A 23,764-nucleotide genomic window follows, 5' to 3' on the forward strand; every position below is an offset into this window, starting at 1 on the left:
GCAGCTTTGGGGTGGCGGCAATGTTGACCTTTCCCCCTCTGCTCATCACCTTGGCCTTTTGCATCGACGCTCTGGTCGGTGACCCGCCGCGGCTGCCCCACCCGGTGCGGCTGATTGGCGCCGTTATTGCGCGACTGGAAGCGTTGCTGCGGCGGCTGGGCAATTTGCGGCTGGCCGGGGTGTTGCTGGCGGTGATGGTGCCCCTGGGGGCCGGGGCGGCGGGGCTGGCCCTCACTTATCTGGCGGCCGGCCGCGGCGGCTGGGCGGGGCTGCTGGCGGCTTTGCTGGTGCTTTATTTAACCGCCGCCACCATCTCGGCCCGGGAGTTGCTGCTGCGGGTGCGGGAGGTGCTGGCCTGCGAGGATCTGCCGCGAGCCCGGGAATTGCTCAGCCATATCGTGGGGCGGGACACTGCCGCCCTGGATGCCGACGGGGTGCGGCGGGCGGCCCTGGAAACTTTGGCGGAAAACGCCTCCGACGGCATTGTCGCGCCGCTTTTCTACCTGGGGCTGGGGGGACTGCCCCTGGCCCTGGCCTACAAGGCGGTCAACACCCTGGATTCCATGGTGGGGTATAAAAATGAAAAATACGCCGAGCTGGGCCGGGCCTCGGCCAAGCTTGACGACCTGGCCAACTATCTGCCGGCCCGGCTCACCGGCCTGCTGATCATTGTCGCCGTCTGGCTGCTGGACCATGGCCGACCGGGGCGGGCGGCGGCGGCCTGGCGGATCATGCGCCGGGACGGCCGCAACCACGCCAGCCCCAACAGCGGTATCCCGGAAGCGGCCCTGGCCGGCGCCCTGGGGATTCAGTTGGGCGGCCCGACCAGTTATTTCGGCCAGCTCAAGGACAAACCCTTTATCGGCGACAACCGGCATCAACTGCGCGCCGCCGGCCAGGAGGCCAGGACCATCATCCGCCTCACCGCCCTGCTGGCCCTGCTGGCGGCAATCCTGCTGGCCGGTGCCGGTGAGGCTCTGAGTTGGTAAACGGCCAATCAATCAACACAACGGGATTTCTTTATGTCAGCAACCACCCCCCACGGCGGCAACCTGCGCCAACTGGCCGCCCAAGCGGGACGCCCGGCAGAGGAACTGCTGGACTTCAGTGCCTCCATCAATCCCCTGGGGATGCCGCCGGCGGCCCGCCGGGCGATCATCGACCACATCGACCGGCTGGGCCATTACCCCGACCCCCTGGCCGGAGAACTGGTCACTGCCATTGCCGAGGCCTACCGAGTCAACTCTGAACTGCTGCTGGCCGGCAACGGCAGCACCGAGCTGATCTACCTGGCCCTGCGGGTGCTCAAGCCACGCCAAGTTCTGCTGACCGCCCCGGGCTTTGGCGAATATGAACGGGCCGCCCGGCTGGCCGGGGCCGAAATCAAGTGGCTGCGGTTGAGCAAAAAAAATGAGTTGCGCATCGACCCGGCGGCCTTCATCGCCGCCATGGCCGACTGCGACCTGGCCCTGCTCTGCAACCCCAACAACCCCACCGGCCACGCCTTAAGCCGCCCCGAAGTGGCGGCCATCGCCGAGGCGGCCAAAACCCATCGCTGCTACTTGCTGCTGGACGAGGCCTTTGCCGACTTCTGCCCGGAAGTTTCCCTGCTGGGCCACTTCTACAACACCCACCTGCTGATCCTGCGCTCCCTGACCAAATTCTTCGCCCTGCCCGGCCTGCGGCTGGGCTTTCTGCTGCTGCCCCGTTCACTGCGCCGCGCTTTCCTGGCCCACAAGGAACCCTGGAGCGTCAACACCCTGGCCGAAGCGGCCGCCGTCGCCGCCCTGGCCGATGAAGAGTTTGCCCAACGCAGCCGCCGCTTTATGGCCGAGGAACGCCCCTGGCTGGCCGGCGAACTGGCACGGCGCACCGGCGCCAGGGTCTACCCCGCCGCCGCCAACTACCTGCTGCTGGAAACCCCGCAGGCCCAGGAACTACTAACCGGCCTGCTGCAACAGGGCATAGCCCTGCGCGACTGCAGCAACTTCCGCGGCCTCAATGCCAATTTCCTGCGCACCGCAATCCGCAGCCGCCAAGAAAACCAACGCCTGCTGGCAGCCCTGGCCACCATCTTGTAATATGGCAAGAATGAAGGAGAAACTCAAAGCTGGATGAAAATACCCCGCCCACCCCATAACTGGCAGGTGTCGCCCCGGAGGGCGGCGGCCATTCAGCAGGAACTGGCCCGGGCGGTAAGGCAGGAACAACCCGCCGGGGAGCTGCGCCTGGTGGCCGGGGTGGACGCCGCCTTTGTCACTGACCCGCCGGCCTGTCTGGCCGGAGTGGTGCTGTGGGATAGCGCCAGCGGCACGGTGCTGGAAAGCCATACCGCCCGCCGACCGCTGCTCTTTCCCTATGTGCCCGGCCTGCTCAGTTTCCGCGAGGCACCGGCCATCATCGCCGCCCTGCGCCGCCTGCGCCGCACTCCCGACGCCTTGCTGGTGGACGGCCAGGGGCTGGCCCACCCCCGCCGCTTCGGCATTGCCTGCCACCTGGGGCTGCTCACCGGACTGCCCAGCGTGGGCTGCGCCAAAAGCCGGCTGATCGGCTCATTTCAAATGCCGGGGGAAAAACGGGGGGATTACTCGTTGCTGGTTGACCGGCAGGACACCATCGGTGCTGTGCTGCGCACCCGCGACCATGTACGGCCGCTGTTTATCAGTATTGGCCACGCCATCGACCTGGACCATGCCATCGAGTTGACCCTGGCCTGCGGCTGCGGCTACCGCCTGCCGGAACCCACCCGCCTGGCCGACCGGCTGGTGGCCTCCGAGCGGTCTAAAACCCGTATTCGCTCAACAATTCGTCGACCAGATCCTGCTTGAGCGAGGACGGCGTGTTGTCGTTATACACCTCGCGCAACAGTTCTTTTTTCTTCTCGATATTGGCCGCCGAGCTGTCCTTCTTGAGATTTAACACCACCAGCACTTCAATGAGCCAGTCGCGAACCTGGTTGAGATCGGCAATCTGCTTTTCCATCCGTTGCCGGGCAACATCCTGGTAAGACTGGGAGGCAATGATATCGTAAACCGCCGCCTTCATTTCGGTCAGCAATGACTTATTGTCGGCCTGCTCCTGCTGGTCGGCCCCGTTAAGCCGCTGCTCCAGCTGCTCGGCCTGCACAATCACCCTGTCGGCCTTGTCCAGTACCTCGCCGGTGGCCTGTTCCATCAACTCCACCACATCCCGGGCATTGCCGACCAGAAAAGGGGCCTGTTCGCCGGCATTGGCCAGCGGGGCCTGCATGGTCCGCATGTTGAGCAGCATGGTATTGATCTGCCTGGCCAGCACCGAAAGCAGACCTTCAGCGTCAATTTCCGGCGGATTTTCCTTGAAATCACCCCGAAGCAGGGCATCGGTAATGTCCACCAGGGCCTTAAGCTGTTCTTCCATTTGCGGGTTATGGTCGTTTGCCATGGAATCGCTCACCACTTGGAAACGGCAGCCCAATGCCGGCAGCTGCCTGGTTTATTCTCAGCCGTTAACGATAACGTCGTTGTTCCTGGTAAAACTGCTGTTTGTCGGCATACATCCGTTTATCCGCTTCCTTGAGCAAGATCGCGCTGTTTTCCTCGCCGCCACAAGCGTCGATGCCGGCCCAGCCCAGGCTAAGGGTAATGGGAAATTTCTCCCCAGTGTCCAGCTCCAGCTGCCGGTTACGGAAAACCTGAATTTTCAGGCGCTGCACAAAATGGCCGGCATCGACCTCCGGGCAGTTGGCCATCAACAGCACAAACTCATCCCCCCCGGTCCTGGCCACAATATCGGTGGGGCGCAGGCTTGTTTTCAGTTCCTGCGCCACGGCAACGATCAGCCGGTCGCCGGCCTCATGGCCATGTTCATCGTTAAGCTTTTTAAGCTGGTTCACATCTGCCAGCACCAATGAGTAAGGGGTGCCGTGGTCGTTGAACTTGGCCTGCTCCTCCTCCAGGGCCTTGTTGAGGTAGCTGCGGTTAAACAGCCCGGTAAGCCCGTCGGTGTTGGCTTCATCTTCCAGTTGCCGCAACAGGATCTGGTTTTGGAAATATGCCCCCAGGGGCTCAAGGACCAGCTTGAGCATATCTTTTTCTTTCTCGTCCAGATCGCCCTCCAAAATAACCAGACCGATCCGCCGGCCGGTGGACCCCGCCAGCGGCAACTGGGTCCCGGTGGACCAGGGAAGCACCGGGGAGGGGAGCAGAGCCGATTGCTCCTGAGAAAACTCCCGGGTAAGACAGGACCTCCTGATCCGCTCGAAATCGGTCGCCTCGATTCCCCGTTGCTGGCTAATCCAGAGCACCCCCGGGCGGGTATTGTGCACCAGGATGGCCGCCGCCCCTTGGTGCAGCACCGGCAAAATGGAGTGCAGAAAGTAGAGCGCCACTTCCTGGCCGTCATTTTCCTGTTGCAGATAGGTGCCGAAATCCACCAGCAGTGAAAGCAGTTGATTCTTGCTGGCGATTTCCTCGCGATGTTCGCGGATCTGGCTGATCAGTTGCACCTGCCGGGTGTTGTCGCGAAAGAGCAACAACCCGCCCCGCCTGTTGGGCCCGGCGGAAAAGATTTCGGTAACAATCCGGCCGTCTATCTCGTGACTCTTTTTCTGCCCGGCGGCCCGGGCAAAGCCGTGTCGGGCCGGGCAATCCGGGCATGGCGCGGTCCGGCCCACCAGGGTGAAACATTGGGAGCTAGCGGAGGTAAACATCTTGTCCGCCTCACTGTTTTTCCGCTCAACCCGGTAGGTTTCGTCAACCACCAGAAGGGCATCCGGCAAGTAGTCCATCAACTGGGCCATAAAATCCTGCTCGGCGGCATTGCGCCGCCGGCTGTGCTCCAGCAGCACATTTTTGGCCAGCAGCTCTTTTTTATGAATCTCCGAGCGCCGGAGCAGGCTGATTTCTTCCGTCACATCCTGGATGGTCAACAGTTGATATCCCTGCCACGACCGGCAGTATATCTTGAGATGCATTCCACCATTTTTTCCATTAATGGTGAGGGCCTGGCGACGCTGATGGGTGCCGCCGGCAGTGCCGGCCGCCAGGCAGGTAGTGCAATCAACATCGTCTTTGGCGAACAGGCTTTGGCAAATTTTCTCCGTCAATTCCACGCCGGCGCGATCAAGCAGTTCCCGAGCCCAATGGTTGGCAAAAAACAGCCGGCCATTATCCTGGCAGAGCAACAAACCGGTCTGGACCATGTCCAGCAGTTGCTCGGGGTGAAGCTCGGGGTCTATGGAATTAACCGCAGTCTCCATCCGTCACTCAAGTAGAGAAGAAAGCCTGCCTGCCGAACCCTGCTTTGACCATCATTAAGCATGGCCAGAACCAGAGAGGCACCAGGCTTGTTCGCAAGCTTTGCCAGGAGCAACAAAACCTCAACATATTTTTACTCTAGCACATAGTCAGCCGGGTGGCGAGCGCAAAGCGAACTTTAATTTTCCACGTATTTGCTAATGATAACCAGAAGTAGCAGCAGGCGCGAGCCGCACCAAACCGCCTGACAAAAATGTTTAATCATTGGAGCTGACCGGCTTGCGCAGTCCCTTGATTTTGGCGGTGCGGGTTTTGGCGGCCAGCCTTCTTTCCTTGGCGGCCTTGGTGGGGCGGGTGGGTTTGCGTTTCTTGGGCTCTTTGGTGACCGCCGCGATCAGTTCGCGCAGACGCTGGCGGGCCTCTTCCTTGTTCTTCTCCTGGCTGCGGTGGCGCACCGCCTTGATCACCACCACCCCGTCGGCGCTGATCCGCCGGTCGTTGAGGGCCAGCAGCCGCTCCTTGTATGGCTCCGGCAAGGAGGAGGCGCGGATATCAAAAAAAAGCTGGATGGCGGTGGAGACCTTGTTGACGTGCTGCCCGCCCGGCCCGCCGGCCCGGATGGCGGTAAACGCCAGCTCTGTCTCCGGTATCGTCAATGTCCTGCTGATCCGCATATTTTCCACCTGTAATCGTTCAGCAGCACCGCATCTTCGGGCGATCAGCCAGGCTTACGTACAGGGGGTACGCTGCGCCTGGCTGCTTACCCGAACCTGCGGCACTGCTGAACGATTACAGCCCGTTAAGCGGTAAGTTAGTACCCCTGGTGAACACTTACCTCCACTCACAAGAAGCTTGCAAGAAACCCATCTTCCGGCTAACTTTGCCAGGTTTGAGAAAAGCAGTCAACCAGAGGGTGCTCCCGGTTACGGCCGGGGGAGAATAGGAAACCGGGTGCAAATCCCGGGCGGTCCCGCCGCTGTAAACGGGGAGCGATCCCGAACAAGGCCACTGTTCAACCGAACGGGAAGGCTCGGGAAAGCGCCGATCCGTAAGCCAGAAGGCCTGCCCTTTGGTCGAAATCGATTCCCGCGCGTGACGGGACCTTTCTGGAGATGATGGCAAAGTCTCCAGCCATTTTAGCATGGCGAGCCGCCGAAGCCGCCCGCCATGCCTTAACGGCTGGGGGCTTTTTTTGTTTTCGCCCCCGCCACAGCCTGAAAAAAGGAGAAAAAGGCTATGGCAACTCAGATTCAACGGGCAAGAGCAGGGGAAATCAGCGACGAAATGGCCCAGGTGGCCGCCGCCGAAGGGGTGGAGGCTGAAATGGTGCGCGGCGGGGTGGCCGCCGGCACCATCGTCATTCCCTGCAATCATGGCCGGCAGCAGCGGGCGGTGGGCATCGGCCGGGGGCTTGGAACCAAGGTCAACGCCAGCATCGGCACCTCCAGCGACATCATCGATTACACCGCCGAGGAGGTCAAGGCCAAAGCCGCCGAGGAAGAAGGGGCCGACACCCTGATGGAGCTTTCGGTGGGCGGCAATCTCGATGAAGTGCGGCGCCGGGTGCTGGCCGCCACAACCCTGCCGGTGGGCAACGTCCCCCTCTACCAGGCCTTCTGCGAGGCCTCCCGCCGCTACGGCGATCCCAACAAGCTGGATGAAGAGCTGCTCTTCGACCTGATCGAACAACAGTGCGCCGACGGCATCAGCTTCATGGCCATCCACTGCGGCATCAACCTCTACACCATCGAGCGGCTGCGAAAGCAGGGTTACCGCTACGGCGGCCTGGTTTCCAAGGGCGGCACCCAGATGATCGCCTGGATGCTGGCCAACAACCGCGACAACCCCCTCTACACCAAGTTCGACCGGGTGGTGGAGATCCTGCGCCGCCATGACGTGGTGCTAAGCCTGGGCAACGGCATCCGGGCCGGGGCCATCCACGATTCCTCGGACCGGGCCCAGGTGGCGGAACTGGTGATCAACTGCGAGCTGGCCGAACTGGGCCGGGAGATGGGCTGCCAGATGATGGTGGAAGGGCCGGGCCATGTGCCCCTGGATGAAATCGAGGGCAACATCCAGTTGCAGAAAAGGATGTCCGGCGATGCCCCCTACTACGTGCTGGGGCCGCTGCCCTGCGATGTCGGGGCCGGTTACGACCACGTCACCGCCGCCGTGGGCGCCGCTTCATCCTCACGCTACGGCGCCGACCTGATCTGCTACATCACCCCCGCCGAGCACCTGGCCCTGCCCAACGAGGATGATGTCCGCGAGGGCGTGCGGGTGGCCAGGCTGGCGGTGCACATGGGAGACATCGTCAAGCTGGGGGAGCGGGCCAAGAAGCGGGACCGGGCCATGAGCCGGGCCCGGCGGGACATGCAATGGGAGCAGCAGTTCGAACTGGGGCTGTTCGGCCGCCAGGCCAAAGAGGTCCGCGACAGCCGCAGCCCCGGCGACCAGCAGACCTGCACCATGTGCGGCGAGTTCTGCGCCGCCAAAAACGCCGAGGCCATCTTCAGCGACTGCACCAGCCAGGCCAAACAGTAACCAATCGCGGCAACCGTGTTTCGTCCCGGCCCCACCGGGGCGGAGCACGATTTTTGATTGCTTGACACAACTCCCCGGATCGACCAAATTGCGCTGGCTTTTTACCTGCGACACCAACCGGGGAGTTTGTGCTTATGTTAACGGTTTTACCGCTTTATCTGGGGCTGGGCGCGGTGGCCGGGGTGCTGGCCGGGCTGTTGGGCATCGGCGGCGGGCTGGTGATTGTGCCCATGCTGGTCTTTGCCCTGGCCTGGCAGGGAGTGGCCCCGGAGTATTTGATGCATCTGGCCCTGGGAACCTCGATGGCCACCATCATCTTCACCGCCGTCTCCAGCGCCCTGGCCCATCATCGGCGCGGCGCGGTGCGCTGGGAGGTGGTGCGGGGTATTGTGCCCGGCATTTTGGCCGGCACTCTGGGCGGCACCTTCATCGCCGCCGCGCTTAGTACCGATTTCCTGCAAATATTCTTCGCCTTCTTCCTCTACTTCGTGGCCTGGCAGATGCTCAGCGGCCGCAAACCCAATCCGGCCCGAGAGTTGCCGGGGCCGGCGGGAATGCTGGGCGCCGGCGGGACCATCGGGGTCTTTTCCAGCCTGGTGGGCATCGGCGGCGGCACCCTGTCGGTACCCTTCATGGTCTGGTGCAACATCGGGCTGCATCAGGCCATCGGCACCTCGGCGGCCATCGGCTTTCCCATCGCGGTGGCCGGTACCGCGGGCTACCTGCTCAACGGCCTGCGGGCCCCGGCGCTGCCGGAGTACGCCCTGGGCTTCATCTACCTGCCGGCCCTGGTGGGCATCGTGGCCGCCAGTGTGCTCACCGCCCCGCTGGGCGTACGCCTGGCTCACAGCCTGCCGGTGAACAAATTAAAAAGAATTTTCGCCCTCTTGCTGCTCGCCGTGGCAACCCGCATGCTCTTTATGTAACAGGGGAGCCCTTCGCAAACGTGGACCAGTTGCCGCCAGCTGCGGGGCATATCTTTTTGGCCCTTTTGAAAAGTGGGTGGGTAATAGGTGCCATGCTCAGGGTCTATAGCGGTTACTCATTGACGTCCCGGAAGGACCAGCAAATTTTGAAGAATCTCAATGCGGAGTGAATGACCGATCAAGGAACAATAATGGCATGGCCTGGCGAGGCAGAGGCATGGGATGCGCTGACACAGCTTTGCCCTGATGAAACCAGGGTCAATGCAAAGGTTTTATTCAATCCCCACAACTCCACCTATGTGCTGAATTGTTTTGGCCAGGATATCTTTGTCTCACTGAATGATCGTGATATTTACAGCAATTCCGCCTTGGGCCAGGTGCTGGTTAACCAATATGCAGAGTACTCGCACCTTTCGATCCTGAAATATTTAATCCATTCACGCGACCTGCCGTGTTCAGGGCAGATGATCCCCCCGTTTGATTTACCCGGTGGCGATATCTTTGTTAAAGGGACCCACATTCTGCCTCTTGACGACATTGCTGGGTGTTTTGATGGCAATGTTGACAAGTTCGTAAAAACAGGCAAAAACCTTGCCGGTACGCAACTTGAGTATGGCGATATGTCGTTCAAGCTCTTCCCCTTCCCCAGGGTGCCGGTCGTAATCATCGTATGGGAAGGCGATGAAGAGTTCCCCGCCAAGGCGACACTTTTGCTTGACGCTGGCTGTGTGTCGCAAATACCAACGGAGATTGTTTGGTCCACCGCGATGATGTCCGTCAAGATGTTGTTGCAAAGTGCGCGGGGCAAGTGATGGCCCCGGGTTGGCAGGCTGACGGCGGCAACTAGGCCGCTGCTCAGGGCTCCTTGAGCAGCAGGGCCAGCAGGGCCGCGAAAACGCAGGCGGCTCCGGCGATACTGAAAGAAATCTGCCAGGTGGAGATGTCGCCGGCCAGGGCCATGTCGCGAAAATAGCCGGCAATCTGGGGGCCCAGGATGCCGGCCACCCCGTAGGAGAGAAAAATCCAGCCGTAGTTGCGGCCCAGGTTGGCGGCGCCGAAGTAATCGGCGGTGGCGGCGGGAAAGAGGGCAAAGTTGCCGCCGAAATTGAAACCGATGATGGCGGCGGCAATGATCAGGCTGCTGGCCGCACCCCCCAGTTCGTAAAAGGCAAAGACGATGAAGGCCTGGAAGCTGCACATCATGAACAGCGACCACTTGCGGCCCAGGCGATCGGAAACCCCGCCCCAGACAATCCGGCCCAGCCCGTTGAAAATCGCGTACCAAGCCATGGCGGTACCGGCGATTCGGGCCGCTGCCGCCGGGTCGCTCACCGCCTGGCTCATTTGCAGGGCATCGGTGCCGAACAGGCTGATGCTGTAAATCACCATCAGCCCGGCCAGGGCGGTGCTGCAAAACATCAGCCACAGGATGTAGAAGTGGCCGGAACGCAACATCTCGCTGCTGCTGTACTCCCTGGGGGCCACCGGGGACGGCGGCGCGGCTTTGTCGGCGGCCGGGGCCGCCGCGGGTTCCGTTCCCAGCCGGCAACCGCCGCCGGCTCCGGTGGGAACGTAGCCCGCCGGAGGGTTGAGCATCACCCGACTGCCCAGGAACACCAGCAGGGCAAAGAGCACCCCGTAAATCAAAAAAACCGACTGCACCCCCGGCAGCCCAAAGAGGCTGACGGTATGGAGCAGGCCGCCAAACCAGCTCCCGGCCAGCTTGACCCAAAGGGTGGCCCCGAACCCGAAACCGGCCACCGCCAGCCCCGAAACCAGCCCCTTTTTGTCGGGAAACCACTTGACCCCCACGGCGATGGGCACCACGTAAGCCAGGCCGATCCCGGCCCCGCCGATCAGGCCGATCCCCAGAAACTGGCCCCAGAAACTGCTCCCCAGCAGCCCGCCCAGCACATAGCCTGCCCCCAGCACCAGACCGCCGGCGGCGGCCACCGGCCGCGGCCCGTAAAGGGGCAGCACCCGCCCCGCCGCCACCATCACCACGGCAAAGGTGGCCAGCCCGGCGGAAAAGATCCAGGCGGCCTCCCGGGCGTTAAAGCCGTAGTGCCCACCGGCACTCAAAGGCTGGGTCAGCGGCCCGGTGAAGACACTCCAGGCGTAGATGGCGCCCAGGCAAAACTGGATCATCACCGCCCCCGCCACCACCAGCCAGCGCCGTTGCCCCACGCTCAGATATGTCGCCAGATCGCCCATCATCTCTCCTGAATTGTTCTCCAGCCGCCGTTCAGCAGGCCCTTACGGGGTCCCGATTGGCTCCACAGTTCGCGCGGGTCGATAAGCTCGGCACGGGTTTAGGCTTCGTTCATGCTGCCATGCTTAATTTCATCATTGGCAACCATGGCGCAATCAAAACCCGATCAAGAAAATCTTAGGCCAAACAATTGTCTTATCTTCCTGGTTTCTTTAAATATTTGCCGTTTGAGTACGCATCGGATATGCTGAAAATCAAAACCTGATCAAGAAAATCAGGCCCAGCCGGGCACGTAGCCTGCACGTGGGTGATCCGCATCCGCCACCTTGATTATGCCCTCTTCCAGGGCCTTACGGATTATTACCGAAGCCTGAGAGGCATTCTTTGGATCAATGCCGAAGCGTTCGCAAAGGGTGGCATTTTTCATCCGTTCGCCGCTAAGGAGTTTTAAGACGGCATGTTGGTAACAGGCCCTTACCCGCTCATCCGGGGTCATGTCTGCAAATTTGCGCGGACCATAGAGAATTACCTGCATGGAATTTGCACCTTCCCGAAACAACGGCGGCGGCAGTTGGTAAAGTTCAACCTGCGCTATCACTTTGTCCAGCCCGCTACCTTGCTCTTCACAAAAGCCCATGCGGCGCATCAACGATGCCAGGGCCTCGTTCCGAGAACGCGGAGGAAGATCGATCATCCGCTCAGCCTGAACCAAGGGGCGGCCGGGATTGGTAATCTCCATGCGGTCCTCGAAGATCTCAATCTGCGGCCCCGCACCGGTTACTGTCATATCCTGGTGAATCAGAGCATTGGCAACCAGTTCGCGCACCGCCAACTCGGGGAACAGCGGCTGAGCCACGCGCAACGCGATGCCGATATGCTCGTTCCGGGGGATCAGTCCGTTGATGTAGTCGACCAGCCCTTCGAATCCGGCGGCATAACCCTTGTGACCATCCAGACGGTGGGTGACCGTCTCGGCACGGTTCTTTCCGTCGTAAACCACCAGTCGCACCGCCTTACGGGCCAGCGATGCATCGAACCTGTCCAACCGTGTGGCGAATAAGATTGCCCCGAGATGAGTGATATTCCATTTCTCACCTACGTCGCGACTGATCAGGCCATCCGCTTCCAGATGCTCAAAAATACCGGCACGGTTGTCTGGGAGGGGGTGCCTAATGAGGCGAAAGTATTGAGCGTAATCAAGCAGATCCAGCACCTCGTCGCCCGAAGCATACCGTCGCGCGATGCCGTGCTCCCAAGTGTAGGGTCGCAGGCACTTGATCAGTTTGATATAGCGCTCGGGATAGTCGGCGAGTTTCGGTGTGGCACTGCCAATACGAATGTAGGCAATATTGTTAAAGCCGACAGGCGCACTGGTTGCCGCCGGAACCTCCAGGATCACCACCCGCCCGTCGGGATGGGCGACGGTACGGAAACTGAAGGCTACACTCGGTTGCAGCCGTTGGGCCAGCCAGAGCTGAAACTCCTGGTTCCCAACCCTGAAAGAGGCCGGATCGAAGTTGGTGCCAACGACCTCATGACTCGTATCGTCTATACCCCACAGCATGAAGCCGCAATCGCGACCTTCGAGGCGCGCTAAATTGGATAGAGCCGAACAACGCTTGCCGATCCCATCCGGGTCAACATTATTCTTCTTAAACTCCAACCAGGGCAACTCGGCCGGTTGTGCTCGGAGCTCATCAATGAGATCAATGTCACGCTTCTCGTTCATGCCGCCACTGCCTCAACTTCCTTTTCCGCCTCTGCGGTCGGTTCACCTCTTTTGCTTCATGACTAACTTGTTCGTAAAAATATACTGTAAACCTTGGTCGCCTACAACAGCGGCTTTGCCCGGGCTGGAATTATCGACCACGCCAAGCGGGTGCCCTGTGATCGCTTACCTGATAACGCCGGACTCGGTTACCAGGTGGTGGAGTTGCTGGTCGTGGGGCAGCAGGGGCAGGGAATCCACCACCTGCAGGTCGAAGGCCAGGCCGATGCGAACCGCTTGCGGCGCCTGTTGCGCCAGGAAGCGGTCGTAATAACCGCCGCCGTAGCCGAGGCGACCGCCCCGGCGGTCGAAGACGCTGCCCGGCACCAGGACCAGGTCTATTTCTCCCGGCTCCTGGGGTTGGCTGGCGGCCGGGTCCGGCTCCGGGATGCCGCAGTAACCGGGGCGCAACTGGCGGTCAGGGTCGGTGAGTTGAAAAACTTCCAGGCGTTTTCCCTTTACCCTGGTCAAGGGAACCGCCAGGCGGCAGCCGGCCGGCAGATGCGCCGCCAGGGCGGGCAGGGTTTCCACCTCGCTGCGAAAGTGCAGGTAGACCATGATCACCCGAGCCCGGCGCACCGCATCCAGCCCGGCCAGGGCGGCATGGATGGCGCCGCTCTTTTCCCGCCGCCGGGCGGGGCTTAAACCGTCGCGGGCGGCTAAAACCGTGTCGCGCAAACGGCGGCGCTGTTCTTCGATCTGCATTGTTGCCAACCTGTATTTAATGTTCAGCTTATTGACCGGCAGGGGTGGTTTAAAGTAAATTCACCACAGACGCCCGGTTAACGCAACCGGGCGTAAACTTTGCAAGCGCTCACCAGGGGTACTAACTTACCGGTTTAACGGGCCGTAATCGTTCAGCAGTGCCGCAGGTTCGGGTAAGCAGCCAGGCGCAGCGTACCCCCTGTACGTAAGCCTGGCTGATCGCCCGAAGATGCGGTGCTGCTGAACGATTACTAAACTTTCAGACCATCAAACATGGACGGCGGTCAAGGGTAAAATTGACCCGCCGTGGGAAAATATGCCTGAACTACCGGAAGTGGAAGTGGTGCGCCGGGGGCTGGAACCCTTGGTGCTGCAGCGGCAAATCGCCCGCATCAGCGCCAGCGGCCTGCCCCTGCGCCGGCCCGTGCCCCTGGCCGAGCTGCGGCGCTGGGGGGAAGGCGCCCGGGTAACCGGGGTGAGCCGGCGGGCCAAGTACCTGCTGCTGCACCTGGACAACTCCGCCCTGCTGATCTTTCACCTGGGCATGACCGGCAAGTTCTACCCGGCCGTCGCCGACGACCCACCCCGCAAACATGACCACCTGGTACTGCACCTGAATGATCATGCAAACGACGGGCACGGGGGCCGGGGGGCAAGTGGCCAAAAGGTGGCCCAGATACGTTTCAACGATTGCCGCCGCTTCGGGCTGGTCGCCGTCTGTGCCCCTGCCGAGACCACAGCGCCAGCGCTGCTGGCCGGGCTGGGGCCCGAACCCCTGGATGACAAGGCCTTCACCCCCGCCTACCTGGCTCAACGCTGCGCCCACCGGCGCACCCCCATCAAAAATCTGCTGATGGACAATCGGGTGGTGGTGGGGATCGGCAATATCTACGCCAATGAAGTGCTGTTTGCCGCCGGGGTACACCCGCAAACCCCGGCCGGGGAAATATCCCGGGCCAGGTTAAAAAAAATCTGCGCCGCCGCCCGGGAAATCCTGACCCGGGCCATTGCCGCCGGTGGCACCACCATTGCCGATTTTGCCAACGCTGCCGGGGAGAGCGGTTATTTTCAGGTGCAACTGGCCGTTTACGGGCGCGGCGGCCAACCCTGCCCGCGCTGCGGCCGGGAAATAGTCCGGCAGGTGCAGGCCGGGCGGGCAACCTACTTTTGCCCCCGCTGCCAACGGCCGCCCAAAGTAATATCAAAAAACAAGGAACAAAAGAGCGGCAAATAACTCCTTGAAGAAGTTCACGTTTTTTACTCTTAACCCTGGAAGATCTTGGCACCATGGCTAAAAAAGAAAAAATCATCCGCTTTGTTTTACCCCTGCTGGTGCTGCTGGCGGGTTTTCTGCTGATGCAGTTACTGCTGTCCCAACGCCAGGCGCCGGAGCCCCGGGAAAGGGTGGAGCGCGGCGCCCTGGTGGAATTGCTCGCCGTGCAGCCGGAAACCCACCAGGTGATGGTGCGGGGCAGCGGCACGGTGCAGCCCCAGCGGGAAATCAGCCTGATCCCCAGGGTCTCCGGCGAGGTGGTGGAGCTGGGGCCGAATTTTGTCGCCGGCGGCTTTGTTCGTGAAGGCGAGTTGCTGTTCCGCTTGGACCCGGCGGATTACGAGCTGGCTCGGGAGCGGGCCAAGGCCGCCGTGGCCCGGGCCGAAGCGAGGCTGGTGGAAATAAGCGAACGGGCGGCGGTGGCCCGCCGGGAGTGGGAGTTGTTTGCCGCAAGCCCCGACCATGAAAGCGACACCCGGCTGCAGCCCAGCCCCCTGGCCCTCTACCAGCCCCAGTTGCTGGAGGCCGAGGCCGAGCGGGTCGCCGCCGAAGCCGATCTTACCGCCGCCCGGCTGGACCTGGAACGCACCACCCTCTTGGCCCCCTTCAACGGCCGCATTCGCCAGCGCCAGTTGGAATTGGGCCAGTTTATCCAGGCCGGGGTCACCGTCGCCACCCTGACCGGCACCGACCGGGCGGAAATCATCGTTCCCCTGCCCCAGGCCGACCTACCCTGGCTGCAACTGCCCCGCCCGGCCAGCGCCCCCGCAACTGACTCCGGGGTCCACGGGGTAAGCGATCTCGGCTCCCCGGCCCTAGTTACCTTCACCGCCGGCGATCGCGATTACCAGTGGCCGGGCAAGCTGCACCGGACCCTGGGCGAGGTGGAAAGCCAGGGGCGAATGGTACAGACGGTAATCATGGTCGAAGACCCTTACGACCTGGCCGACCGCCGGGACGATGCCCCGGCCCTGCTGCCGGGGATGTTTGTCGGGGTGCAACTGGCCGGCAAACGCCTGGAAGAGGTGTTCATTCTGCCCCGCCGGGCGGTGCGGGAAGGCGACACCGTCTGGCTGATGGATGACGAGCAGCGGCTGCGCCTGGCGCCGGTCAACATTCGCCGCCGGGAACGGGAAACCGCCATTATCGACCACGGCCTGACCGCCGGCGACCAGGTGGTGCTCACCGAACTGGTCGGCGCCGTCGAGGGCATGCTGCTGCGGGCCAACAACCGGGAAACGCCCCGGGAAATGCCCCGAGAAATGCCCCGAGAAATACAATGAACAACCAGATCCAATGGATGGCCCATAACCACGTGGCCGCCACCCTGCTGCTGCTCTTTTTCGCGGTGGGCGGCCTGGTCTTTGCCTTCAACGTCAAGCAGGAGGTCTTTCCCGAGATCAGCCTGGACCGGGTGAACATCACCGTCAGCTACCCCGGCGCCAGCCCCGAGGAGGTGGAAGAAGGGATCATCCTGCAAATAGAAGAGAGCATTGCCGGCATTGACGGCATTAAAGAGATGCGAGCCACCGCCGCCGAAGGGATCGGCACCGTCACCGCGGTGGTGGATACCGGGGCCGACGTGGACCAGGTGCTGCAGGACATCAAAAACGAGGTGGACCGCATCACCACCTTCCCCGAAGACGCCGAGCAGCCGGTGGTGAGCAAGGCCCTGATCAGAAACGAGGTGATTTCGGTAGTGGTTTACGGCCCCACCACCGAACGGGCCCTGCGGGAACGGGCGGAGATGATCCGCGACGACCTGCTGGAGATGCCGGAAATCACCCAGGTGGAACTGGCCGGGGTGCGGCCCTACGAGATCTCCATCGAAATCGAGGAAGAGATGCTGCGCCGCCATCACCTTACCCTGGAACAGGTGGCGGCGGCGGTGCGCCGGGCCTCCCAGGACACCCCCGGCGGGGTGCTGAAGACCGAGGGCGGCGAGATCCTGCTGCGCACCAAGGAACGGCGCTACACCGGGCCTGAGCACGAGGAGATCGTCATCCGGGCCGGGGCCGACGGCGCCTTGTTGCGCCTGGGCGAGGTCGCCACCATCCGTGACGGCTTTGAAGATATCGACCTGATCAGCCGCTTCAACGGCCAGCCCGCCGCCATGGTGGAGGTTTACCGGGTGGGCGAGCAGCGCCCCATCGAGATCTCCGAGTTGGTGCGCCGTTATGTGGAGCGGCAACAGCCGGCGGTGGCCGGCACGGTCATCGACCTGGCCCTGTGGAACGACAACTCCGAGGTGCTGCAGAGCCGTTTTCAACTGCTGCTGAAAAACGCCGCCATCGGCCTGCTGCTGGTGCTGCTGATTTTAAGCCTCTTTCTGGAGATCAAGCTGGCCCTGTGGATCATGCTGGGGCTGCCGGTTTCCTTTCTCGGCGCCCTGCTCTTTCTGCCCAGCTTCGATGTTTCCATCAACATGATGTCGCTTTTTGCCTTCATCATGGCCCTGGGGATCGTGGTGGACAACTCGGTGGTGGTGGGCGAGAGCATCCACGAGCACCGCAGCCGGGGCAAGGAACGACTGCGGGCGGCGGTGGAGGGCACCAGGGAGGTGGCCGTGCCGGTGGTCTTCTCGGTGCTGACCACGGTGGCGGCCTTCCTGCCCCTGGTCTACATCACCGGCACCATGGGTAAGTTCATCCGCGCCATCCCCTTTGTGGTGATCAGCATCCTGATGGTGTCGCTGGTGATTTCCCTGTTCTGCCTGCCGGCCCTGCTGGGGCGGCGGGATCATGCCAGCCCCCCCGGCCCCGGCCTGATTGGCCGCCTGAAAGGGCTGCACCGGCAAGCCGATGCGTTACTGCAACGGTTGATTAACGGCCCCTACCGGCGCACCCTGGAGTTCTGCCTGACCTACCGGGGGCTGACCCTGGCCGCCGCCCTGGCCCTGCTGATGCTGGCCGGCGGCCTGGTGGGCGGCGGGCTGGTGCAGTTTCGCTTCATGCCGGAGGTGGAAGGCGATATCATCCGGGTGGAGTTGGAAATGCCCCAGGGCACCCTGGTGGAGGAGACCGCCCGGGTGGAGGCCTTCATCGTCGAGCAGGGTCAGCGGACCATCGCCGAATTCGATGCCCGGCGCGACGACGGCAGCACCATCCTGCGCCACCTTTATTCGGTTATCGGCGGCACAGCGGCCAATGAAGGCCCCGGCGGGGGCGGCGGCGACTCCGGCACCCACCTGGCCACCACCACCCTCTTTCTGCAACCGGCCGAAAAACGCGGCCTGCCGGCCTCGGAAGTGTCGGCCCGCTGGCGGGAGTTGGTGGGGGAAATTCCCGGCGTCCGCTCCCTGACCTTTACCACCAACCTGGTCCGTTTCGGCGACCATATCGACGTGCAGTTGTCCCACCACGATTTCACCACCCTGCTGGCCGCCCGCGACCGCCTGCAGGCGGATCTGGCCAATTACCCCGGGGTTTACGATATCGCCGACAACTTCCCGGAAGGCAAGCGGGAGCTGACCCTGCGCTTAAAACCCGAGGCCCGCAGCCTGGGGGTTACCGAAGAGGACCTGGGCCGCCAGGTGCGCAGCGCCTTTTTCGGCGCCGAGGCCCTGCGCCTGCAACGGGGGCGCAACGAGGTCAAGGTGATGGTGCGTTACCCGGAGGTGCAGCGGCGCAGCCTCAGCGATCTGGAGGCGATGACCATCCGCACCCCGGACGGCGGCGATATCCCTTTGCTGCAAGCCGCCGAGGTGATCGACGGCCGGGGCTATGCCGCCATCAGCCGCAGCGACCGCAAGCGGGCCATCAACGTCACCGCCAGTGTGGACGACCGGCTGGCCAACGCCGAAGAGGTGCTGGCCGCCTTGCGGCAGGGCCCCCTGGCCCGGCTGGTGGCCGATTTTCCGGGGCTGAGCTACGACCTGGAAGGGGAGGAAAAAGAGCGCCGGGAGTCCATGGGCAGCATGGGCCAGGGCTTTATCCTGGCTCTGTTCGCCATATACGCCCTGCTGGCCGTACCCCTGCGCAGCTTCGCCCAGCCGGTGCTGATCATGATGGCCATTCCCTTCGGCATCGTCGGCGCCCTGCTGGGGCACCTGCTGCTGGGTTTTAATTTGAGTATTTTGAGCATGTTCGGCATTGTGGCGCTGTCCGGGGTGGTGGTCAACAACTCCCTGCTGCTGATTGACCGGATCAACCGCAACCGGCGGCGGCAAGAAACCCGGGTGGACGGGCCTGGCGAGCTGGACGGATTGGCAAAAACCGCCGCCACCCGCGAGGCGGTGATCGACGCCGGATGCCGCCGTTTCCGCCCCATCCTGCTTACTTCGCTGACCACCTTCGGCGGCCTTTTCCCCATGATCCTGGAAACCAGCGTCCAGGCCCAGTTCCTGATTCCCATGGCCATCAGCCTGGGCTTCGGGGTACTCTTTTCCACCTTCATCACCCTGGTGCTGGTCCCCACCCTGTACCTGGTGCTGGATGGAACGCGGCTACCTTCACAATAAGGCGGAAACCAGCACCCAGAGGCCGATGGCGGCGAAGATCAGGGCGCTTAAGCGGTGCAGCAGGCGGGGGGAGATCCGGCAGCCGTAGCAGTGGCCGAACCAGACGGTGGGGGCGTTGACTACCATCATGCCGCTGACGCTGCCGGCCACCACCCAGAAAAAGGTGGAGTAATGGGCGGCCAGGGCGGCGGTGGCGATCTGGGTCTTGTCGCCCATCTCCATCAGGAAAAAAAGCACGAAGGTGGTAACGAAGGCCCCTTTGAGGGAGACCGGCGGCGCCTCCTCCTCGGCACTGTTACGTAACGCCCAGAGGGCCATGGCGAGAAACCCCAGGCCCACCAGCCAACTGATTACCTCCGCGGGCAGCAGGCGCGAAACCCAGACCCCGCCCACGGCGGCCAAGCCATGATTGGCCAGCGAGGCCAGAAAAATCCCGGCCAGCACCGGCCACGGCCGCTGGTAGCGGGCGCTCAGGGTCAGGGCGACAAACTGCGTTTTATCGCCGATTTCGGCCAGGGTAACGGCCACCAGCGCAATAAAAAAAACTTCCATACCAGATCTTGCTACTCCTGTTGCCGCTTGGCCAGCAGGAAGGCGGCGCCGCTGGCCGACAGGCCCAGGGCGTCGGCCAGGGTGACGGCGTCGCTGTCCGGATGACGTTGCAGGAAGGCCGCCGCCTCTTCTTCCAGTTCATCGAGCCAGCTTTCAAAAAGCTTGAGGATGCCGGGCTCGGTCACCGCCTGCAACTGTTTTGAACGGGCCACTTTATGGACCAGACTCTGACACATGTTGGTTGGATCGACACCTTCGTCCAGGCAGCGGGCCAGTCAGAGGTTGACCATCCCCACCAGCTTGTCGTCGCCGTTGTCTCCCAGAAAGCGGGCCAGCCATTGCTGGCGTTCCTCGTCATCCAGGTGCCCCAAGGCCCCGCGCACCGCCGGCAGCAGGGTCTGCAGAATTTCTTTGGGCTCCAGCTCGTCCAGCAGTTCCGTAAGCTCCCGCATATATCAAGTCTCCTAGAAGGATGTGCGTCGGGCCAGCAAGTCGCCGGTTAGGGAATTCAGCTCATCCAGCAGCCCCTCCAGGCGGGGGTCGGCCAGGCGGCAGTAAACAAAAGGCCCGCGCCGCTCGACACTGACCAGCAACGCCCGCCGCAGCTCTTTCAAATGGTGCGACACCAGGGGCTGGGAAATCCCCAGTTCCTCCACCAGTTTGGAGACCGGCTTTTCGGTGCCGACCAGGGCGCGCAGAATCCGCAAGCGGTTCTCGTCGGCCAGCCCCTTGAGCAACACCACCAGGTCCGCCGGGGTAACCGTTGCGGCCCCATCGCCGGGGGAATGATTTGAATTGCCGTTTTTCACCGGCCAAGGCTCCGGGTTTTAATCAACCAGATAGTAATCAAGCAGCCAACAATGAAAAGGGCGCCGAAAAAGCCGTTGCCGACTTCCGGCGGCCACCAAGTTAACTTAATCCACCACCGCTGACCAGCTAAAAACGTAACCGTTCACCAGGGGTACTAACTTACCAGTCTAACGTGCCGTAATCGTTCAGCAGTGCCGCAGATTCGGGCGATCAGCCAGGCGCCGCGTACACTGGTACTCAAGCCTGGCTGATCGCCCGAAGGTGCGGTGCTGCTGAACGATTACCTAAAAACTATGTTTGGCGGTACTTGAGCAGCACCAGGCCGTAAACCATGGCCATCAGCACGATGGAAAGATAGTTGGCCACCAGCAGCAGCTGATGGGCAAAGTAGGTGCCGTAGACGTATCCTCCCAGGACCTGGGAGCCGACCAGGGCTCAGACTATCCCCCACTGGGCCGGGGAGTATTTCTGCCGGCCGAACTTGCGGAAATAATCCGCAAGCAAATACAACCCGAACACAGCCCAGGCCACGGCGGCGGCGTAAGCGAAGTTGAGCACTAGAAACGAAGCCGGTTCGGCGGCAAACCCGAAATGGTTTTGCAGGTAGGCCATAATCCGAAACAGGCTGATACCGAAAAGGCAGAGGATGGGAATAACCAGAAAAAAGGCGGGCTGGATGGGATCGCCCGGCAACCGTTGGGCCTTGAGCTGGCCGTAGAGCAACACCACGATTTTCAACAGAAAGATAAAAATACCGGCCCCGATGGTAAAAAAGGCGGCAAAGGCAGCGGCCGCCGCCACCGCCGGGTCGGTGGCGATGGCGGCAATACCGCTGCCGGTAAGGCTTACCAGGCCGAAGGCAAAGATATCCAGCAACCAGGCAAAATTAAGCTTGCTCGGCTCCACCGGTTGGGTCAGCCAGATTTTCAGCACCTTGGCTTCAAACCCCAGCAGGGCCAGCCAAAGCAGAGCGAAGAAAAAAAGCGACGGCAGCATCAGCCCCTGCAGGGTGGCCCCCATGTTCGGCACAAAAAAGGCCAGCGGCCCCCAGACCACGTTGGCAGTCATGGCCAGCGAGGCGATGGGGGAAAAGATGGCGATATGGACTTTGGGGTCGTTGATAAAGGCGCTGAACTGCTCACGCTGGGCCATCATCCCGGCCAGCCCTTTAAGATAAAACAGGGTCAGTAGCAGGTGGATGACCACAAACAGCAGCATCACCCCCACCAGCGGGCCGTAGAAAAAGTTTTCCACGGCACTGAGCTGTTCCCACGGCATGGCCGCCATGGTAATCAGCCCCTCGCCGTGCGGCACGGCAAATTGCAACAGCACGAAGGGCATCAACGCCGCCCCGCCGGCGGCCACGGAAATCTGGAACTGCAAGGGAGAAAACTTCATCGCTTTTCCTTTTAGAAGGTCAGGACTTTTTCACTTTCGGCAACCATTTGGTAAAGGTCGGTCATCATGCCCAAAGGACAGGAGGCTGATCCCGCCAGACCGCGGGATTTGATGCAGGTGCCTCAGACCAGGAAGTTGCCGCCCAAATTGTCGAATTCCGCCAACTGGCCGGAGATATCGAACTGCTCACTGCTGATCTGTTCATACTCGACCCCCCGGCCCAGCATGAACATATTGACTTCCTTGCCTTGTTTCAGGCTGGCATTGGCCAGCCGGGCGGCGTTGAACACCGTTTCCGGGTCGTTGCTGGAAATAACGAACAACCAACTCATAACGATACCTCCATGAGAATGGATTTTACCGCCGCCCCAACGGCGGGCAGCGACTCTTGCCCGCCGGGCATGGGCATGGCCCGAAGGGGGCCGGCGGTCTGCAGGATTATCCTGCGACTGGCCGCCTTGCCGGCAACCAGATAATAAACATTCATACATATCAAGACCCATCAATGCAAGCGGATTTTTTGTAACCGCTTTAATAGCCTCCGGCCAAGGGTGTCCGCGCCACTTCCACACCACGATCCCGCACCAGCGGCAGGCGGGGGTTATTGCCCCAGATAATCCAACTGTCGTGATACACGGCCGGGTCGCTGAAGCCCAACAGGCGCAGAACGAAGTAGGACATGGAAGCCCGGTTGGCGATGTAGCAGTAAACGATGGTTCGCCGGTGGCGGTCCAAGTCGCCGTACATCGCGTCCAGTTCGGCAATGGGCTTGAGCCGCAGGCTTTCAAAATCGGCAAACTGCTGCCAGTGGGGCACGTTTGCTATGGTGTGGGGAATCCGGCCGGTGCGGATTACCGAATCGTAAAGAAAATGTCCCGGCGGGGCCGGCTGGGCGCCGGAGTGCTCCACATCCACCCGCACGTCAACCAGTTGCGGCAATTCAAACTGGTGCGGATTGACCCCGATATCCTGCAAATAGGATGGGTTGAAGCGGGCCAGCCGCAACACCTCGGCCTCGTGGGCGATCACTTGCGGCTGCAAGCGGGCCCGGAAGTCGGAAGGCGGCAGCCGGTTTTCTCCCTGCCCTAACGGCAGCCGGTGCGCCCACCAGTTTTCGATCCCGCCGTCCATTACCCGGACATCCTCATGCCCCAGGTATTCCAGGATGACAAAGGGAACAAAAGTGTAGCCCGGCAGGGTGTCTTCCAGGTCGCTGTAGAGAATTACGGTATGTTCACGGGTTACCCCGGCGGCGGCGAAAACCTGCTCCAGTTCCGCCACCGGCCGCGGCTCCAAGTGTTCGATCAACTTGCCCTGTTTGGGGTCGATATCTTGATCACCGTAAAAGAGAATATAGCGGTCCTCGCGCAACATCTTGTGCCCCCGGTCGCCCAGGTGAATGGCGCCGGGCACATGCCCTTCAAGGTATGATTCCCGGTCCCGAAGGTCGATGATCAGCCAGTGCTCCCGGTTTTCCCACACCTCCAGGGGGGTGACCAGCAGATGGGGGTTGGCGCCGGGAGGAACAGATCCCCCGGCCCCGGCCGAGCCGGCGCAGAGCAGCACCAGCAGCACGAAAAACGGCAGAGAAACCAATCCGGTCGCCAGCCAGCGACCACCTCTGCTTTTGGTAACAGTCGTAATTGTTTTCATGGCCCACCTCCCTGTCTTGTTGGTTTGTCTTGCCATGCGGTCTTCGAGGCTTTTTGCGAACATGCCGCAACCCGGAGGTCGCATTACAGACCATCGGCAGCCCCTGAAACCTGCCCCACAATTGGCGAGGGGCGGCCCCCCGTGCCGCCGATTGAATGTATAAACGATCATACATATCAACAATGATATATGTCAAGTGAGAAATGCGAAAAAGGGAGTGTTTGTTTTCC

At 61.8% G+C, this 23,764-nt stretch carries 23 protein-coding genes and 1 riboswitch; of the genes, 10 read left to right on the forward strand and 13 right to left on the reverse strand.

The features are described 5' to 3' along the window. Nucleotides 1-23: 23 nt before the first annotated feature. From cbiB to nfi, 3 genes are read left to right on the forward strand one after another with little or no spacing between them, the layout of a single operon-like run. A complete protein-coding gene (gene cbiB / locus DAAHT2_RS08115) occupies nucleotides 24-989 on the forward strand; it encodes an adenosylcobinamide-phosphate synthase CbiB (RefSeq protein WP_435051041.1) in 966 nt (321 codons plus the stop codon). Between the two features lie 33 nt (nucleotides 990-1,022). Next, nucleotides 1,023-2,081 carry a threonine-phosphate decarboxylase CobD gene (gene cobD, locus DAAHT2_RS08120; RefSeq protein WP_013163813.1) on the forward strand — a complete coding sequence of 353 codons (1,059 nt, stop codon included), beginning with the start codon at nucleotides 1,023-1,025 and terminating at the stop codon, nucleotides 2,079-2,081. 33 nt (nucleotides 2,082-2,114) lie between these two features. Continuing rightward, nucleotides 2,115-2,828, forward strand: coding sequence for a deoxyribonuclease V (gene nfi / locus DAAHT2_RS08125; protein WP_013163814.1), 714 nt, complete (start codon nucleotides 2,115-2,117; stop codon nucleotides 2,826-2,828). On the opposite strand, the gene DAAHT2_RS08130 is transcribed toward nfi, so the two are convergent. Both DAAHT2_RS08130 and DAAHT2_RS13905 read right to left on the reverse strand, forming a co-directional pair. Continuing rightward, nucleotides 2,782-3,420, reverse strand: a complete 639-nt coding sequence (locus DAAHT2_RS08130) for a hypothetical protein (RefSeq protein WP_013163815.1) — start codon at nucleotides 3,418-3,420, stop codon at nucleotides 2,782-2,784. The genes nfi and DAAHT2_RS08130 overlap by 47 nt on opposite strands. 64 nt (nucleotides 3,421-3,484) lie before the next feature. Further along, nucleotides 3,485-4,951, reverse strand: coding sequence for a sensor domain-containing diguanylate cyclase (locus tag DAAHT2_RS13905; RefSeq protein ID WP_162014300.1), 1,467 nt, complete (start codon nucleotides 4,949-4,951; stop codon nucleotides 3,485-3,487). Here DAAHT2_RS13905 and DAAHT2_RS14810 point away from each other — a divergent pair. Next, nucleotides 4,946-5,251 (forward strand): hypothetical protein, encoded by a 306-nt coding sequence (locus DAAHT2_RS14810; protein ID WP_162014301.1) that lies wholly within the window; start codon nucleotides 4,946-4,948, stop codon nucleotides 5,249-5,251. The genes DAAHT2_RS13905 and DAAHT2_RS14810 overlap by 6 nt on opposite strands. Nucleotides 5,252-5,491: 240 nt before the next feature. Here the strand turns inward: DAAHT2_RS14810 and arfB are convergent, their stop codons facing one another. Next, nucleotides 5,492-5,908: an alternative ribosome rescue aminoacyl-tRNA hydrolase ArfB gene (gene arfB / locus DAAHT2_RS08140; RefSeq protein WP_013163817.1), complete on the reverse strand. Its 417-nt coding sequence runs from the start codon at nucleotides 5,906-5,908 to the stop codon at nucleotides 5,492-5,494. Nucleotides 5,909-6,128: 220 nt separating this feature from the next. Continuing rightward, a riboswitch (cobalamin riboswitch) is annotated at nucleotides 6,129-6,318 on the forward strand. Nucleotides 6,319-6,470: 152 nt separating this feature from the next. On the opposite strand from arfB, the gene thiC reads away from it, so the two are divergent. The 3 genes from thiC (at nucleotide 6,471) to DAAHT2_RS08155 (ending at nucleotide 9,516) form a co-directional block, all read left to right on the forward strand. Further along, on the forward strand, nucleotides 6,471-7,778 hold the full coding sequence (gene thiC, locus DAAHT2_RS08145) for a phosphomethylpyrimidine synthase ThiC (protein WP_013163818.1): 1,308 nt from the start codon (nucleotides 6,471-6,473) through the stop codon (nucleotides 7,776-7,778). Between the two features lie 134 nt (nucleotides 7,779-7,912). Continuing rightward, nucleotides 7,913-8,704 (forward strand): sulfite exporter TauE/SafE family protein, encoded by a 792-nt coding sequence (locus DAAHT2_RS08150; RefSeq protein WP_013163819.1) that lies wholly within the window; start codon nucleotides 7,913-7,915, stop codon nucleotides 8,702-8,704. A 170-nt stretch (nucleotides 8,705-8,874) separates the two neighbouring features. Continuing rightward, nucleotides 8,875-9,516 carry a DUF3786 domain-containing protein gene (locus DAAHT2_RS08155; protein WP_083774392.1) on the forward strand — a complete coding sequence of 214 codons (642 nt, stop codon included), beginning with the start codon at nucleotides 8,875-8,877 and terminating at the stop codon, nucleotides 9,514-9,516. Between the two features lie 43 nt (nucleotides 9,517-9,559). On the opposite strand, the gene DAAHT2_RS08160 is transcribed toward DAAHT2_RS08155, so the two are convergent. The 3 genes from DAAHT2_RS08160 to DAAHT2_RS08170 all read right to left on the reverse strand — a co-directional run bounded on the left by DAAHT2_RS08160 (nucleotide 9,560) and on the right by DAAHT2_RS08170 (nucleotide 13,389). After that, complete coding sequence (locus DAAHT2_RS08160) at nucleotides 9,560-10,921, reverse strand: OFA family MFS transporter (RefSeq protein ID WP_218914990.1); 1,362 nt, start codon at nucleotides 10,919-10,921, stop codon at nucleotides 9,560-9,562. Nucleotides 10,922-11,190: 269 nt separating this feature from the next. Continuing rightward, a complete protein-coding gene (locus DAAHT2_RS08165) occupies nucleotides 11,191-12,645 on the reverse strand; it encodes an ATP-binding protein (RefSeq protein WP_013163822.1) in 1,455 nt (484 codons plus the stop codon). Nucleotides 12,646-12,810: 165 nt separating this feature from the next. Further along, nucleotides 12,811-13,389 (reverse strand): 5-formyltetrahydrofolate cyclo-ligase, encoded by a 579-nt coding sequence (locus tag DAAHT2_RS08170; RefSeq protein ID WP_013163823.1) that lies wholly within the window; start codon nucleotides 13,387-13,389, stop codon nucleotides 12,811-12,813. Nucleotides 13,390-13,705: 316 nt separating this feature from the next. Between DAAHT2_RS08170 and mutM the strand changes: the two genes are divergently transcribed. The 3 genes from mutM to DAAHT2_RS08185 are packed head-to-tail and all read left to right on the forward strand — an operon-like array spanning nucleotide 13,706 to nucleotide 19,121. Beyond that, entirely contained in the window at nucleotides 13,706-14,623 is a 918-nt protein-coding gene (gene mutM / locus DAAHT2_RS08175) for a bifunctional DNA-formamidopyrimidine glycosylase/DNA-(apurinic or apyrimidinic site) lyase (RefSeq protein WP_013163824.1), read from the forward strand. Nucleotides 14,624-14,676: 53 nt separating this feature from the next. Continuing rightward, nucleotides 14,677-15,945: an efflux RND transporter periplasmic adaptor subunit gene (locus DAAHT2_RS08180; protein ID WP_013163825.1), complete on the forward strand. Its 1,269-nt coding sequence runs from the start codon at nucleotides 14,677-14,679 to the stop codon at nucleotides 15,943-15,945. Beyond that, the gene (locus DAAHT2_RS08185) at nucleotides 15,942-19,121 is read left to right on the forward strand and encodes an efflux RND transporter permease subunit (protein WP_013163826.1); all 3,180 of its coding nucleotides are present in this window, start codon (nucleotides 15,942-15,944) and stop codon (nucleotides 19,119-19,121) included. Before DAAHT2_RS08180 ends, DAAHT2_RS08185 begins: the two co-directional genes overlap by 4 nt. Here the strand turns inward: DAAHT2_RS08185 and DAAHT2_RS08190 are convergent. The 7 genes from DAAHT2_RS08190 to DAAHT2_RS08215 form a co-directional block, all read right to left on the reverse strand. Beyond that, nucleotides 19,113-19,673 carry a TMEM165/GDT1 family protein gene (locus DAAHT2_RS08190; protein ID WP_013163827.1) on the reverse strand — a complete coding sequence of 187 codons (561 nt, stop codon included), beginning with the start codon at nucleotides 19,671-19,673 and terminating at the stop codon, nucleotides 19,113-19,115. The genes DAAHT2_RS08185 and DAAHT2_RS08190 overlap by 9 nt on opposite strands. An 11-nt stretch (nucleotides 19,674-19,684) precedes the next feature. Beyond that, nucleotides 19,685-20,125, reverse strand: a complete 441-nt coding sequence (tsoA, locus tag DAAHT2_RS15270; RefSeq protein WP_337833257.1) for an LULAXC motif selenoprotein TsoA — start codon at nucleotides 20,123-20,125, stop codon at nucleotides 19,685-19,687. A 12-nt stretch (nucleotides 20,126-20,137) separates the two neighbouring features. Next, on the reverse strand, nucleotides 20,138-20,482 hold the full coding sequence (gene tsoR / locus DAAHT2_RS08200; protein WP_013163830.1) for an ArsR/SmtB-type metalloregulator TsoR: 345 nt from the start codon (nucleotides 20,480-20,482) through the stop codon (nucleotides 20,138-20,140). Nucleotides 20,483-20,774: 292 nt separating this feature from the next. Continuing rightward, the gene (gene tsoY, locus DAAHT2_RS08205) at nucleotides 20,775-21,881 is read right to left on the reverse strand and encodes a selenoprotein TsoY (RefSeq protein WP_376797729.1); all 1,107 of its coding nucleotides are present in this window, start codon (nucleotides 21,879-21,881) and stop codon (nucleotides 20,775-20,777) included. An 11-nt stretch (nucleotides 21,882-21,892) separates the two neighbouring features. After that, nucleotides 21,893-22,213 carry a DsrE family protein gene (locus DAAHT2_RS08210; RefSeq protein ID WP_013163832.1) on the reverse strand — a complete coding sequence of 107 codons (321 nt, stop codon included), beginning with the start codon at nucleotides 22,211-22,213 and terminating at the stop codon, nucleotides 21,893-21,895. Then, nucleotides 22,210-22,368, reverse strand: coding sequence for a hypothetical protein (locus tag DAAHT2_RS14650; RefSeq protein ID WP_013163833.1), 159 nt, complete (start codon nucleotides 22,366-22,368; stop codon nucleotides 22,210-22,212). The genes DAAHT2_RS08210 and DAAHT2_RS14650 overlap by 4 nt, the downstream gene beginning before the upstream one ends. A gap of 44 nt (nucleotides 22,369-22,412) precedes the next feature. After that, nucleotides 22,413-23,534, reverse strand: a complete 1,122-nt coding sequence (locus DAAHT2_RS08215) for a sulfurtransferase (protein WP_013163834.1) — start codon at nucleotides 23,532-23,534, stop codon at nucleotides 22,413-22,415. Between the last annotated feature and the right edge of the window lie 230 nt (nucleotides 23,535-23,764).

Source organism: Desulfurivibrio alkaliphilus AHT 2 (assembly GCF_000092205.1).
GTDB lineage: Bacteria > Desulfobacterota > Desulfobulbia > Desulfobulbales > Desulfurivibrionaceae > Desulfurivibrio > Desulfurivibrio alkaliphilus.